Here is a 12,699-nt window from a genome sequence, read left to right as displayed (position 1 = left end):
AAATTGTTATAATTAATATTGTAGCAAGGTTAAATTGTGGAGGAATATTATGAAAAAATTAAAAAATTCTTCCAAAAATACAACAGATGATAAATATTCTTTTGATAAATATTCTTTTTTAAAACGTGAACTTGAAGATTTAGATATTAAGAGTGAATATTTAAGACTTAAAAAATCATTAATGTTAGGTCCAAGAAGGCTTAATTTTGAGGCATTAGCAGAAGCAATTGATTTTGCTGCTGAAAATGCTAGATCCGCAGCAATGCTTTGGGCAGCAGCAAGAGATTTACGAGAGAGATATGAAGATGGTGAATATGCAATTAAATGGGCTGAATTAGTTGAGGAAGCTACTGAAGAATTAGAAAAATTAAAAAAGGCAAAGAAAATAACTGGTCAAATATCTGAAACAAAAATCAAAAATTGGATTATTAAAAATAAAACTAAAGAATATAATGAACTTAACGACAAACTAAAAAATCTTCAGAGGTCAGAAAGGATTTTAGGAATATTAAAAGATCAATGGGAAAGTAGGAAAACACTTTTACAATCTCAAGGTAAAATGGCTGAAAAAAGAAATGTTATATTAACAACAGATGATGATTAGGAGGTGATTGAATGGATATTGAAGAAGAATATTTTGAGAAGAAACTTAAAGAAATTCCAAAAAATGTATTAGAAAAAGCAGTTAAATTTTTAAAAGATAATATACCAAATGATGCTAAAGAGTATTATATTGAAATGTATAATAAAAATAAACATTTAATTGATTGGTTTTTACTTGAACATTTTAGAAGTGGAATGACTATAAGAAATATGTTAAGAAAAGATGCTAATTTGTCTGATTATTTGTTACCTGATAAAAATTGGGATGATTATTATATTCAGGTTTTAGAAATTGCATTAGGAATAAGAAAAATGGAGGCTTGTTGAATGTCTACAAAGAAAATATCAAAATCAGTAGTAAGAGGTGATTTAATGAAGAAAATGATAATTTTAATTTTGATTATAGCTATTATCATTCTATTAACTGGTTGTAATATGCAAATAATTGATACGAAATGGGCATTCCATAAAGCGGTTATTAATTTAAATGGTAAATGTTTTGAAGTAGATGTTAAGTCGTGGAAAGATTATAATGATAGAGCTATACAGATAATAGATAATAATGGTAATGTGTATTATACAAGTCTAAATAATGTTTTATTAATAGGTAAATAGAGGAGGATAAAAATGTCAGCAAAGAAAATATCAAAAGCAATAGATGCTGTAGTAACTAAAATGAATAATGAACCAACATTTAAAGAAGTTCCTCCTGATATTGTAAGGGTTAAATCACAAAGTAGTGTTGAAATAACACAAGGAGACAAAGGTGTCAGATTTTCAATAAAGATTTATGATGATAATCCTTTACAAGCTTCAAAGACTGCTCAAGCTATTTATGATGAATTAATTAAAAAATTTAGTAAATAGGAGGTTATTTAATGTCAAAGGAATTATCAGTAGATGAATTTCTCAATGATGTCGATCCCAAAAAACAAGGTGATATTTTAGACTGGAAAGAAAAAGGAAAGATTCAAGTATTTTTACATCCCGGTTCTGGAATTCGTAGAAGAAATACACATTGGTTTCCCACTATTGCTGAAGAAGATGATGAAGATAGTAAAAGTAAAAAGAAAAAGAAGAAAAAAGAAGTTGTTAAGAATGTATTAGTAGTATGTCCTAATACAAAAGAAAATCCGAATAAATGTCCCATATGTAATTTAAGAAAATTTTTAAGGGACAATGATGATATCGATAATGATGAAGTAATACTTGAAATTGGTGATGAACAATATACAAAAGGTGATATATTAGCAGAAGAAGGATATGATTGGAGGAAGAATTTAGCTTACAGGAAAGAATATTTGTTTGGTGTAGTTGATGTTGATGATGTTACAAAAGTAAAGGTGTTAATAGCTCCTCATTCACTTGGAAAAGAAATTAAGAAAGTTATCCAAAATGAAATTGAAGACGAAGGCGAAGATGATGGAGATCCGTTCAAAAATCCCTATCCATTTAAGTTAACTTATGATCCTGATGAACAGCCTGCTAAGATGTATAGTGCTTCAAAAGGTAAAGCTAAACTTACAGATGAAATTCAGGAACTACTTGATGAAGAAGGTGTAGATTTAGACAGTCTATCAAACCCGTCGAATCCCAAGGAAATATTGAAATTAATAAAAGAAAGTTTAGTTTATGATGGAATTGATTTAGATGATTTGATGGATTATAGTGATGATGAAGAAGATGAGGAAGACATAAAACCGAAAAAATCAAAGGATAAAAAGTTAAATAGTAAAAAATCTTCTAAAAAACATGTGGAAGAAGATGAAGAAGATGACGAAGAGGAAGTAAAATCAAAGAAATCGTCTAAATCTAATTCTAATAAAAAAATAAAAGATGAAGAAGACGAAGAAGACGCTGAAGAAGATGATGACGACGAAGAAGAAGATGAAGATAATGAAGAAGAAGATGAAGATAATGAAGAAGAAGATGAAGATGAAAGTCCTAAAACTAAAAAATCAAAAGTTAAAGATATAAAAGAAACAAAAAAGACAAAAGATAAAGATAATAAATCTAAAAAATCGTTAAAAAAGAATGTAAGTAAAGAAAAATCAAAGAATAGTAAAGGAAAAGAAGAAACAACTGATGTATGTCCTTCGTGTGGTAAAAAGGTAAAAGCAGATGCTACAAGCTGTCCGCATTGTGGAGCTGAATTTGAAGATGGTGATACAATTGAATGTCCTGAATGTGGTGAAGAAGTTCCTATAACTGCTGATAAATGTCCACATTGTGGTGAAAAGATAGTTCCATTTTAATTAAAAGACCCCCTTAATCGGGGGTCTTTTAAAAAAAATTTTTTTGCTCAAGGAGGATTTAAATTGACAAAGAAAAAGAAAAAAGTAGAGAATGTTGTTGAAGAATCAACATATCAGAAAATAATTAAAGTTGAATCTGTAGATTCTAGCGAAAGAGAAAAGGCGTTAGAATATATAACTAACGATATTAAACAAAATATGGGTACTTTTGATAAAAAGGAGGAATTAATTTTTGTCCCTACAAGACTTATGTCATTTAATAGGGCCAGTGTTTTAGGTGGTTGGCCTATGGGGACTATTGGTGAGGCTCATGGACCTAATGCTGCAGGGAAGACAATCATAGGAATTGAACTTCTTCAATCTTTCATAGAATTAGGACATATTGGTGTTTTTTGTGATGCTGAAAGAGCTGCTGCAGATAAAAAATGGATAAGTCAAGGATTAGGATTAGATCTTTCTAAATGTATATATTTTGTCCCAGATAATATTGAAGATGCTTCTGAAAGAATTAATAAAATGATAAATAATTTCAAAGAAGCTAAAGCTAAGAAAAAAGTTGATGAAAAGTTATTAATGTTTATTTTGGTCGATTCTGCAACAAAATTAGTTCCAGATGAAATGATTAAAAATGGTCTTAAGAAGACTAGTATGGGTCTACAAGCGAGAATGTTTAGTTTATGGTTAAAATCTTTGACAACTCTAGTTGGTCCTAAAGAAAACGAACAACCTTGCGTTTCAATATTATTTATAAATCAAGAAAGGAAGAACATAGGTGCAAAACCTTGGGAACCTCAATATTATAGTACTTGTGGTGAAGCTCTGCAATATGATGCTACTGTAAGAATGAGAGTATCATTTGCTGGTAAGGTTAAAGAAGGAGAAGAAAAAGTTGGTAAAAAACATAAAATTGTAGTTGAAAAAAATAAAGTAGGTTTTCCAGATTCAGAAGGATATTTTTATACTTCAAATGGTAAAGGAATAGTTCCATTGGGAATTGATTTTTATCGTGAGGCAATTGATGAATGTTTATTAGCTGGTATATTTACAAAAGAAGGAAATTTTATTTCGAGTAAAATGTTTGACATTAAAATGCAGGAAAAGAAACTAATAAAATATTTAATGGAAAATCCAAAAATTATGAATAAAATTAGACAAGTTCATCAGGAAATGGTATTAAATGGTGAAGTTTCATACAATTTTAATAGTGATGATTTAGAAGAAAGTTTAGATGAATAAATTTTAATTTTATTGTTAATAAATTTTTGTATGTAGATATAATATATCTTGGGAGGAATTATATTGTTAATATCTAGTGATCCTCATTATGGTACAAAATCTGAAATACCAAATTTGAATAAATTAATTGATGATGTTCAATTAAAGATAATAAATTATGCAATTAAAACAAACCAAGATTATTATATAAACTTAGGAGATATTTTTGATAATGAAAAACCAGATCCAGAATCAATTGCACAAGTTACAAAATGGGTAATGATGCTTGAAGAAAATCAAATTGAAAGTTATTTGTTATTAGGTAATCACGATGGCAAATCTTTAATACATTCATTATCGTTCATAAAAGAAATGAATCTAGAATATGTTAAAGTAATTGATGAACCAACAGTTATAGAAAAGGATAAATATAGATTTATTTTTATTCCTCATGTTAATAAACAATTAGCTATGAAACATGTTTCAACTATAGTTAAAAAAACTAAAAAAAATAAAAAATATAAATCTGTTGAGATCGAAGATGAATTTATTAGGAATTTTTGTAAGTTTACGTTAAATAATATTACTGATAATAAGTTAAATTTAGTATTTTGTCATTTGAATGTGGATGGTGCTGTTATAGGGCCTAATAATAATACTTATAAAGCTAATAAATTAAATGTACCGATGTTATTCAGAAAATCAGATAAAATAAAATATATATTCTGTGGTCATATTCATTCAAGTCAAGTAATAAAAAATAAAGATGAAGTACCAATAATTATCCCTGGTAGTATTCAAAGGAGAAGATTTGATGAAATTGGAGATAACAAATATTTTATAGAGGTTGATTTAGATGAAATTTAAGGGAATAAAATTCTATGATACAAAGCCTCTTAAATTTGTAAAAATTGTAATTGATTATTATAATCATCCTGAACTTTTTGAAAAAGATTTAGAAGAATTATTGGGAGATATTGAAAATTCAGTAGTTCATATTGATATTAAAGTATCTTTAGAAGATAATCATAAAATTGATATTGAAAAAATCAAACAATTAACTTCAAAATGTTTTTATTGTAAGGAAATAGTACCAAGTATAGTAAAACAAAATAAAATAACGAAATCTAGAATTAATTTAGAAACTCCTTTAATGGATGCCATAAGGTTATTTATTAAGGAAAAACATCCGAAAGGTTCTAACAGCGTCTTAGCCTTAACTGAAAAACTCATAAAGGATATAAAATTGGAATTATAAAAGGAGGTTTTGCAATGAGTGATAAAAATGTTTTATCACATTCTATTGAGGTTGCAGTAGATGAATTAAGACGTTTAAGTAAATCACACGTAGAAAGTGCAGCATGTTGTTGGGATTTAGAAAATAAATATAGAAATAAAGAGGAATAATTTATGTATATTAAGTCGATAGGATGCCAGTATTTTCAAAGATTTGGTAGTTGGAATGAAATTGAATTTCCGAAAAATAAAAATATTATAGGAATTGTTGGTCAATATGATGATAATCCAAATAAATCTAATAGGTCTGGTAAAAGTACTTTTGTTGAAATGATTCTATATGCTTTATTTGGAAGAGGTAGGACAAGAAACGAATCTGATTTAATTAATTTTAATTATGACAAAGATATGTTAGTTAAAATAGTTTTAGAAGACGATGGAAAAGAAATAGTAATTGAAAGAGGTAAAAATACAGATTCAACTTCAGTATTAAATGTAACAGGTTTTGAAGGTTTAAATAAAACTGATATACAAAACGAAATTAATAAGTTATTAGGTATAGAATATAAAGACTTTATAATGACATATTTCTTTTTACAAAATGATATTCATTCATTTATGGAATCAAATAGTTCTTCTAAAAAAGAATATATTGTTAAATGGCTTGAAAAAGACTATTGGAAAGAACTTGAAAATGCTGCAAAAGAAAGATTAAATAAAATAACAGCTAAAATCAAAGCAGATGAAAGTTATCTTGAAAATATAGAATATGTTGACATTGAAGAACTTAAAAATGAATTAGAAAAATTAGAATCAAATGAAAAATTATTATCTAACAAAATCAAAAAATTAGAAAAAGAAAAAGATGATATTCAATCACAATTATCGAAGTTGGATAATCCTTTAGATTTGAAAATTGAATTAAAACGTCTTAAAAAAGAAGTTGAAGATTTTAAAGAATTATTAGAAATAAAATTAGATAAAATAGAAAATTTTGATGATGATATAAAAGAAAAATCAAAACAATATAAAAAAGAAAATATTGATAACTTAATAAATAAACTTCAAGAGAATAGAATAAAAATTGAAAATTTAATAACAGAATATAGATATAAAATAAATGATATTAATTCAAAAATCAATAATATCAAAAAATTTAAAGGTGTATGTCCAATTACACATTCGAGTTGCAACAAAATAAGTTCTGAAAAAGAAGTAAAACAATTATCTAATGAATTGAAGATTTTAAATCAAAAAGTAAATGAAAGTTCAAATAAAATTGTTGAAATTAAAAATAAAATAAGTGAATTAAAACAAATTAAATCGTACTTAAATAACAAAGAAGTAGAACATGAGATAAAAATACTTAAAGAAAATATCGTTAAAAAAGAGGGCGAAATAGAGGACTTAAAAAATAAAATCCATAATAATTATTACGACCAATTAAAGAGTAGGCTAGAAGATAAAATAGATGAAATAGATCGTGTCAAAAAGCAATTATCAAATACAATATTATTAATTGGTTCGAAAAAAGAACAAATAAATAATGGAAAAAAGAATAATAAAGAAATTGAAAAGATCAAAAAAGAAATTACAAATTTTAAGAAAATTGAATCTTATTGGAAGTTTATAACATATATGTTTAGTAAAAATGGAATTCCTTCATTAATAATTGAAGAATCACTTCAAGTAGTACAAGATGAGACAAATATTATATTGGAGAAACTTGGGGCTACTATAAGAATAGAATTTACAAATTTTAAACAGCTTAAATCTTGGGAAGATAGATGTTTAGTTTGTGGGAGACTTTTTAAATCACGTGAAATGGAATGCCCTGAATGCAATTCAAAAAGACAAAAGAAGACTAAAGATGAATTAATATTAAAAATATATGAAGGTGATAAAGAAACAAATTTTGAACAAGATTCGGGTGGTGGGAAAGTTCTTATAAGTGTAGCAATTAGGTTAGCTTTAATGAGATTGTTAATAAGAAAATCAAATTCTAAAATCAAATTTGTAGTATTAGATGAAATATTTGGTATGTTAGATCAAGTATATCGAAAATCTATGTTAGAATTAATAAGAGATTTTGTTATTAAGGAGTTAAATATCGATCAGGTCTTTATTATAAGCCATACTGAAATATCAGACTATATTGATGATATAATTTTAATTACTAGACACGATAAATACAGTACTTTCAGTTGGCTTTAGGAGTGATTAAATGAAATTTAAAAAGTTAATCACTATTGGAATAGACCCAAGTATAACTGGTACTGCAGTAACAAAATTTAATGGAGATGAATTTGAAGATTATTGGTTTTTTTCAGAAGTAAAATCTATATGTAGAAATAATAAACATGGTATTTATCAGCCAAAGTTTGAAAATCAGATTGAAAAGCTTATATGGGGAATCGAAAAAGTTATTGAAATAATTGATAAATCAAAACCAGATTATATTGCTATTGAAGATTATGCATTCAGGGCTCAAGGAAGAGTTTTTCATATAGGTGGATATGTTGAAGGTATTAAGATGGAAATTTACAGAAGAAGAATTCCTTTAAGATTATATGATCCGTTGAGAGTAAAACAATTTGTTACTGGAAAAGGTAATTCTGATAAACCAGCTATGGCATTAAGTGCTTATAAAAAATGGGGAATTGATTTTAGTGATGCAGGTCAATATTCAAACAATATAGTAGATGCTTATTCTATTAATAAGTTACTTATATTAGAACTCAAACTCAAACAAGATTCTAAATTAAAGGATAAACTAACCGAAGTTGAAAAACATATATTTTTAACAAAAAACAAACATGATAAGGAGTGTTTAATTGATAGAGAATTTATAATAAGAGGAGGGAATTCTGATTGTGACAGCAGTTAAAGTTAAAAAGAAACGTAAAATTGCAAAGAAGAAAGTTAAAAAAAAGTGGTTTGTAGCTTATTTCTCTCCGAATTATTATAAAAAATTAGAAACTTGTTTTAAAAAATTCAAAAATGTATTTAAAAATGTTGAGATGTGGTATCCTTCACGTTATGTTATTACAGTAAAGAAAAATAAAAAGGTAAGAAATGTTGACCCTTTATATCCAGGATATATATTATTCAAATTTCCAGTACATTCAAAAATATGGATGAAGATTGTTCGACTAACTCCAGTATTTGGGTTTTTAAAAGACGAAGAAACACAAGAACCAATTCCTCTTACTGATGATGAAATTGAAAGAATTAAACAATATTCAGATAAAGTTGTAGTCCAAGATTATAAATATCTAGTTAAAAATAAAGTAATTATTACTGACGGTCCTTTTGCAGGTTTTGTTGGTTATTGTAAATCAATTAACAAAAAGAAAAATTGTGCAAAAGTTGAATTGAATTTGATTAATACATTAATAAGAGAAGTTGAAATAAGTCTAGAGATGATAGAATTATATGATTAATTAAAGGTTGTTTATTTATAATTAATTTTAATCAAAAAAATGTAAAAAATACGTTTAAAATTGGTTGCAATGTGATATAATCCTATATGGGAATATAAAATTCCCGAAAATAAATTATAATAAAAAGGAGTGTTTTACATGGCGGGTTTAGGAGACATTCAGAGAGAAGCTAATACTTATAAGGAAGGAGTAAAGGTCAATTACGATCAGGTTGCGGCAGTATTTGAAGGTATTCGCAAGTTGTTAATGGCTGGAGAGAAGATTACAATTCAAAATTTTGGAACTTATTCTATTGCTGACAAAGCTGCACATACTGCGAGGAATCCCAAAACTGGAGAGACAGTTCAAATTCCTGCAAAGAAGGTTCCTAAGTTCAGATTCAACTACAATTTTAAGAATCAGGTTAATGAAGCTCTTAGCAAGTCTAAATCTAAAAAGAAATCTAAATAAAATAAGTTAAACAATTAACTATTCTGTTTTCAAAAGAGGCTTTATTACAAAAATAAATAATAGCCTCTTTTGAATTATTTAAGGGGTGAAAATATGTATGATACAATTATTGTTGATGGGAATAACTTAGCGTATAAAAGTTTTTTTATTCATAAGAATTTTTCAACTGAAATAGATGATAAAATTGTATATACTGGTGTCTGTTACGGTTTTATAAATTCTTTAATACATTTGAAGAAAGAATATTTAAATGATAAAGGTAGATTTTATGTGGCTTGGGACAGAAACTGTGAATATAGAAAATCAATTTATCCTGAATATAAGATGAATAGACAAAAAAACGATGAAGAATCAAAAAGAGAATTAAAAAATTTTTTAACTCAAAGAGCTATATTACAAAGATTACTTATTCATTTGGGAATAGATCAAGTATATTCAAAAGGTTGGGAAGCTGATGACGTAATAAGTACGTTAGCAAATATAAAATCAAAGTTAGGTCAAAATGTTTTAATTTTAAGTTCTGATCATGATTACTATCAATTGATTACTGAAAATATAAATTTATTATCACATAAAGGTGGTAATAATATAACATTATATGACATTAAATCGTTTAAAAAAGAATTTGAAATTGAACCCTGTCAGTATTATTATGTAATGTGTTTAACTGGATGTAAAGGAGATAATGTACCAGGTGTAAGGGGCATAGGTGAAAAGACAGCTCTTAAGTTAATTAGAGATAATCCAGATTTAATTGAAAATATTTTAAATGATAATATATTAAATAAAAATTTGCAAGGCTCTAAAACAGTCTTAGAAAAGGTCAAAAATAATATTGATATAATTAAATTAGCTTCAAAATTAGTTAAAATTTATGATAACATAGAAAAGTTAACTTATATTAGATGTAAAAAGGATGTTGAAAAAATTGAATATTTGTTTGAACTTTTAAGTTTCAATAGTTTTTTAAGACCAAATGTATGGAAAATCATTGAAGAGTTATGAGGTGGTAATATATGAATAAGATAACTTCATTCAGAGGACCATATTCATTTTTGAGTAATTTTTATACATGTAAAGTTTATTACGAGGGAATAACATATAGAAGTGTTGAAGCAGCTTTTCAGGCTGCAAAAACTTTAGATATAAATACTAGATTAAAGTTTGTTAATTTGTCTGCACTTGAAGCGAAGAAGTTAGGACATTCAATACCTTTAAGGTCTGATTGGGAACAAGTTAAAGATGAGATAATGGAAGAATTAGTTAGAAATAAGTTTATGAGAAATGAACGGTTAAGAAAAAAATTATTAGAAACAGGAGATGCTGAATTAATTGAAGGAAATTATTGGGATGATATGTATTGGGGAGTTTGTAATGGTAAAGGACAAAATAAACTTGGTAAAATACTTATGAAAATTAGAGAAGAATTGAAAGAGGTGTTGGAATGAAGTTATTTTATTTTATAAGAGTTCATGTAAAGCTTTTTTTAAAACGTTATTTTTTAATTAATTCATTTTGTAAAGAATGTGGTAGATATAATCATGATTTTATAGTTTCAGATGAAATATGGATAAAAGTAAAACCATTCATAAAATATGGTGATGTATTATGTTATGATTGTTTTTGTGAAAAATGTAAAAAAGTTGGTTTGAAGACATATTGGGAACTAAAATAATATTTGGAAGTGATATTATGTATGTTAATTTAAATGAAAATACTTCTGATGTATCTTGGAGACTCAGACTTTCTGCATTTGGAAAATTATCTTTAGATGAAATACTTGAAGATGTAATTGTTTATAATGATTATGATATTGAAGAAATCGAAAGACAAAGAAAGATATTTGATATTGTTGAATATGTTGTAGATCATTATTTAACTAATAAAGAAAGATTGATATACTATTGTATAATACATCTAAATAAGAAAATATCAGAAGTTATGTCAATTGTTGGATTTGATGATTGGAGGACTACTAGTAATAATGTTGAAAGAGTATTTAAGATAATAAGACTATACTATGATTATGAGTGTTTGGACTTTAAAGAATTAAACAAAATTCTTAATAAGAATTTTACACCGTTTGAAAAATATGTTATTCAGTTATTAGAGCAACGTTATACAATACATGAAGTTAAAGATGAATTACATTATCATTATGCAAAAGCTTACATGTTAATCAAAGATATATTAGACAGATTAAGCAAACTTCCAGAACCTTGTCATAGTTACTATGAATTTCTTGTTAACATTAGAAAGTTTAAGAAGCTTAGTGATTTTAATATAAAAAATAATAGATGTATTATATAGATTATGTTTTTAAAAAATTGTTTCATTATGATATAATTATAATTGAAATAATATAAAAGGAGGATTAAATTGAATGTAATTAAAAAGACTGTTTTGTTGTTGCTATTTATAATGGTAATTGTAAATTTTATTATGGTAACAGATATCAATGAAACTGATATTGTTGAAAAAGAAATATGTATTAAAACAGAAGAAACAAAAATTGAAGAAAAAGAAACGACTAATTCACAATATGAAAATATATCAAATAAGACTAATTTACCTTATTCAGTTGTAGTTACAATTTTTGAAGAAGCAAACAAATATAATATCAATCCAAATCTATTATTAAGTTTAATTGAAGTAGAAAGTAATTTTGAATATCTTGCAGATAATGGAATTGCTGCTGGTTTATGTCAAATCAATTATAAAGATTCAACTGCAAAATGGTTATGGTCAAAAATTTTTCCAAATGAAACGTATAAAAAAGATAAACTTTTTGACCCTCATAAAAATATAAAACTTGGTGCTTACTACATATCTTATTTGCTTAAAAGATTTAATAATGACTATCATAAAGCATTAACTGCTTACAATCGTGGGCCTTCAAAAGTAGTTTCAAGAAGTAAATATTCAGAACGCGTATTGAAGGGTATGAAAGAATACAAATGAAAGGAGGATAAAAATGGATAATATAAAACAAATCTTACAGTTTAATAAAGATAAAACTATAGAAATAAAGATATTTGTTAAAGAAAGTGAGCATAATCTAAATAATATTTGTGGTAATTGTCCCAATAATTCTAAAAATGGTGGAAGTGGAATGTGTATATGTTCTTTACCAGATTTATTTAATATAACTTATTAATAATGGAGGTAATATTATGGAAAATCAAGATTTTAGAAAAGTTCAAAAATTTGTAGATGGAGAATGGAGAAATATTAATTTTGAAGATCTTAAAAAAGGTGATAAATTTCGTATGTTTGAAACAACTGGTGAACCAGTTGTAGATGATTATAATGTAAGTGAATTTGTTGCTGAATCAGATCCGTTTGTAAATAAATATGGGATAACTGCTGTAGAAATTAAAAATAACCAATGTAATCTTGACTGTCCATGTAACATTTGCAATGAATTGGTTTGTTCGGAATATTGTAGTAAATGTACGTTAGATTGTCCTTATGAATCTACAACTTAAATTAATATG

Annotated in this window: 20 protein-coding genes; all 20 read left to right on the top strand. The window is 26.1% G+C overall.

Annotated features, from left to right (window positions below):
- Positions 1-49: 49 nt before the first annotated feature.
- The 20 genes from JG780_RS00625 (at position 50) to JG780_RS00530 (ending at position 12,690) form a co-directional block, all read left to right on the top strand.
- Complete coding sequence (locus tag JG780_RS00625; protein WP_287568903.1) at positions 50-604, top strand: hypothetical protein; 555 nt, start codon at positions 50-52, stop codon at positions 602-604.
- Between the two features lie 11 nt (positions 605-615).
- The gene (locus JG780_RS00620; RefSeq protein WP_287568902.1) at positions 616-930 is read left to right on the top strand and encodes a hypothetical protein; all 315 of its coding nucleotides are present in this window, start codon (positions 616-618) and stop codon (positions 928-930) included.
- Positions 931-1,218: a hypothetical protein gene (locus JG780_RS00615; protein ID WP_287568901.1), complete on the top strand. Its 288-nt coding sequence runs from the start codon at positions 931-933 to the stop codon at positions 1,216-1,218.
- Positions 1,219-1,230: 12 nt separating this feature from the next.
- On the top strand, positions 1,231-1,470 hold the full coding sequence (locus JG780_RS00610) for a hypothetical protein (protein WP_287568900.1): 240 nt from the start codon (positions 1,231-1,233) through the stop codon (positions 1,468-1,470).
- Positions 1,471-1,481: 11 nt separating this feature from the next.
- Positions 1,482-2,858 carry a zinc ribbon domain-containing protein gene (locus JG780_RS00605; RefSeq protein WP_287568899.1) on the top strand — a complete coding sequence of 459 codons (1,377 nt, stop codon included), beginning with the start codon at positions 1,482-1,484 and terminating at the stop codon, positions 2,856-2,858.
- Positions 2,859-2,921: 63 nt separating this feature from the next.
- On the top strand, positions 2,922-4,094 hold the full coding sequence (locus JG780_RS00600) for a P-loop NTPase family protein (RefSeq protein ID WP_287568898.1): 1,173 nt from the start codon (positions 2,922-2,924) through the stop codon (positions 4,092-4,094).
- A gap of 63 nt (positions 4,095-4,157) precedes the next feature.
- Complete coding sequence (locus JG780_RS00595) at positions 4,158-4,940, top strand: metallophosphoesterase family protein (protein ID WP_287568897.1); 783 nt, start codon at positions 4,158-4,160, stop codon at positions 4,938-4,940.
- Entirely contained in the window at positions 4,930-5,331 is a 402-nt protein-coding gene (locus JG780_RS00590; RefSeq protein WP_287568896.1) for a hypothetical protein, read from the top strand. The genes JG780_RS00595 and JG780_RS00590 overlap by 11 nt, the downstream gene beginning before the upstream one ends.
- A gap of 14 nt (positions 5,332-5,345) precedes the next feature.
- Positions 5,346-5,480, top strand: coding sequence for a hypothetical protein (locus tag JG780_RS00585; protein ID WP_287568895.1), 135 nt, complete (start codon positions 5,346-5,348; stop codon positions 5,478-5,480).
- Positions 5,481-5,483: 3 nt separating this feature from the next.
- Positions 5,484-7,523: an AAA family ATPase gene (locus tag JG780_RS00580; protein ID WP_287568894.1), complete on the top strand. Its 2,040-nt coding sequence runs from the start codon at positions 5,484-5,486 to the stop codon at positions 7,521-7,523.
- A 10-nt stretch (positions 7,524-7,533) separates the two neighbouring features.
- Complete coding sequence (locus JG780_RS00575) at positions 7,534-8,196, top strand: crossover junction endodeoxyribonuclease RuvC (protein WP_287568893.1); 663 nt, start codon at positions 7,534-7,536, stop codon at positions 8,194-8,196.
- Positions 8,183-8,752, top strand: a complete 570-nt coding sequence (nusG, locus tag JG780_RS00570; protein WP_287568892.1) for a transcription termination/antitermination protein NusG — start codon at positions 8,183-8,185, stop codon at positions 8,750-8,752. Before JG780_RS00575 ends, nusG begins: the two co-directional genes overlap by 14 nt.
- Positions 8,753-8,890: 138 nt before the next feature.
- Positions 8,891-9,202, top strand: a complete 312-nt coding sequence (locus tag JG780_RS00565; RefSeq protein WP_287568891.1) for an HU family DNA-binding protein — start codon at positions 8,891-8,893, stop codon at positions 9,200-9,202.
- Between the two features lie 93 nt (positions 9,203-9,295).
- Positions 9,296-10,207, top strand: a complete 912-nt coding sequence (locus JG780_RS00560; RefSeq protein ID WP_287568890.1) for a 5'-3' exonuclease — start codon at positions 9,296-9,298, stop codon at positions 10,205-10,207.
- Positions 10,208-10,218: 11 nt separating this feature from the next.
- The gene (gene ybiA, locus JG780_RS00555) at positions 10,219-10,650 is read left to right on the top strand and encodes a riboflavin biosynthesis intermediates N-glycosidase (RefSeq protein ID WP_287568889.1); all 432 of its coding nucleotides are present in this window, start codon (positions 10,219-10,221) and stop codon (positions 10,648-10,650) included.
- Entirely contained in the window at positions 10,647-10,877 is a 231-nt protein-coding gene (locus JG780_RS00550; protein ID WP_287568888.1) for a hypothetical protein, read from the top strand. Before ybiA ends, JG780_RS00550 begins: the two co-directional genes overlap by 4 nt.
- Before the next feature lie 17 nt (positions 10,878-10,894).
- A complete protein-coding gene (locus tag JG780_RS00545) occupies positions 10,895-11,512 on the top strand; it encodes a hypothetical protein (protein ID WP_287568887.1) in 618 nt (205 codons plus the stop codon).
- A 69-nt stretch (positions 11,513-11,581) separates the two neighbouring features.
- Entirely contained in the window at positions 11,582-12,163 is a 582-nt protein-coding gene (locus JG780_RS00540) for a lytic transglycosylase domain-containing protein (RefSeq protein WP_287568886.1), read from the top strand.
- A 13-nt stretch (positions 12,164-12,176) separates the two neighbouring features.
- Positions 12,177-12,359, top strand: a complete 183-nt coding sequence (locus JG780_RS00535) for a hypothetical protein (protein ID WP_287568885.1) — start codon at positions 12,177-12,179, stop codon at positions 12,357-12,359.
- Positions 12,360-12,375: 16 nt separating this feature from the next.
- Entirely contained in the window at positions 12,376-12,690 is a 315-nt protein-coding gene (locus tag JG780_RS00530) for a hypothetical protein (protein ID WP_287568884.1), read from the top strand.
- Positions 12,691-12,699 lie beyond the last annotated feature (9 nt).

This window comes from Thermosipho sp. (in: thermotogales) (genome assembly GCF_020054775.1).
GTDB classification, from domain to species: domain Bacteria; phylum Thermotogota; class Thermotogae; order Thermotogales; family Fervidobacteriaceae; genus Thermosipho; species Thermosipho africanus.
Note: the sequence above shows the minus strand (reverse complement) of the source record. Positions and strands in the feature narration are given on the sequence as shown.

What these genes read in the sequence shown, in the direction of transcription:
- JG780_RS00625 (WP_287568903.1), top strand. Translation starts at nt 50, where the DNA reads ATGAAAAAATTAAAAAATTCTTCCAAAAATACAACAGATGATAAATAT.
- JG780_RS00620 (WP_287568902.1), top strand. Translation starts at nt 616, where the DNA reads ATGGATATTGAAGAAGAATATTTTGAGAAGAAACTTAAAGAAATTCCA.
- JG780_RS00615 (WP_287568901.1), top strand. Translation starts at nt 931, where the DNA reads ATGTCTACAAAGAAAATATCAAAATCAGTAGTAAGAGGTGATTTAATG.
- JG780_RS00610 (WP_287568900.1), top strand. Translation starts at nt 1,231, where the DNA reads ATGTCAGCAAAGAAAATATCAAAAGCAATAGATGCTGTAGTAACTAAA.
- JG780_RS00605 (WP_287568899.1), top strand. Translation starts at nt 1,482, where the DNA reads ATGTCAAAGGAATTATCAGTAGATGAATTTCTCAATGATGTCGATCCC.
- JG780_RS00590 (WP_287568896.1), top strand. Translation starts at nt 4,930, where the DNA reads ATGAAATTTAAGGGAATAAAATTCTATGATACAAAGCCTCTTAAATTT.
- JG780_RS00585 (WP_287568895.1), top strand. Translation starts at nt 5,346, where the DNA reads ATGAGTGATAAAAATGTTTTATCACATTCTATTGAGGTTGCAGTAGAT.
- JG780_RS00580 (WP_287568894.1), top strand. Translation starts at nt 5,484, where the DNA reads ATGTATATTAAGTCGATAGGATGCCAGTATTTTCAAAGATTTGGTAGT.
- JG780_RS00575 (WP_287568893.1), top strand. Translation starts at nt 7,534, where the DNA reads ATGAAATTTAAAAAGTTAATCACTATTGGAATAGACCCAAGTATAACT.
- JG780_RS00565 (WP_287568891.1), top strand. Translation starts at nt 8,891, where the DNA reads ATGGCGGGTTTAGGAGACATTCAGAGAGAAGCTAATACTTATAAGGAA.
- JG780_RS00560 (WP_287568890.1), top strand. Translation starts at nt 9,296, where the DNA reads ATGTATGATACAATTATTGTTGATGGGAATAACTTAGCGTATAAAAGT.
- ybiA (WP_287568889.1), top strand. Translation starts at nt 10,219, where the DNA reads ATGAATAAGATAACTTCATTCAGAGGACCATATTCATTTTTGAGTAAT.
- JG780_RS00550 (WP_287568888.1), top strand. Translation starts at nt 10,647, where the DNA reads ATGAAGTTATTTTATTTTATAAGAGTTCATGTAAAGCTTTTTTTAAAA.
- JG780_RS00545 (WP_287568887.1), top strand. Translation starts at nt 10,895, where the DNA reads ATGTATGTTAATTTAAATGAAAATACTTCTGATGTATCTTGGAGACTC.
- JG780_RS00535 (WP_287568885.1), top strand. Translation starts at nt 12,177, where the DNA reads ATGGATAATATAAAACAAATCTTACAGTTTAATAAAGATAAAACTATA.
- JG780_RS00530 (WP_287568884.1), top strand. Translation starts at nt 12,376, where the DNA reads ATGGAAAATCAAGATTTTAGAAAAGTTCAAAAATTTGTAGATGGAGAA.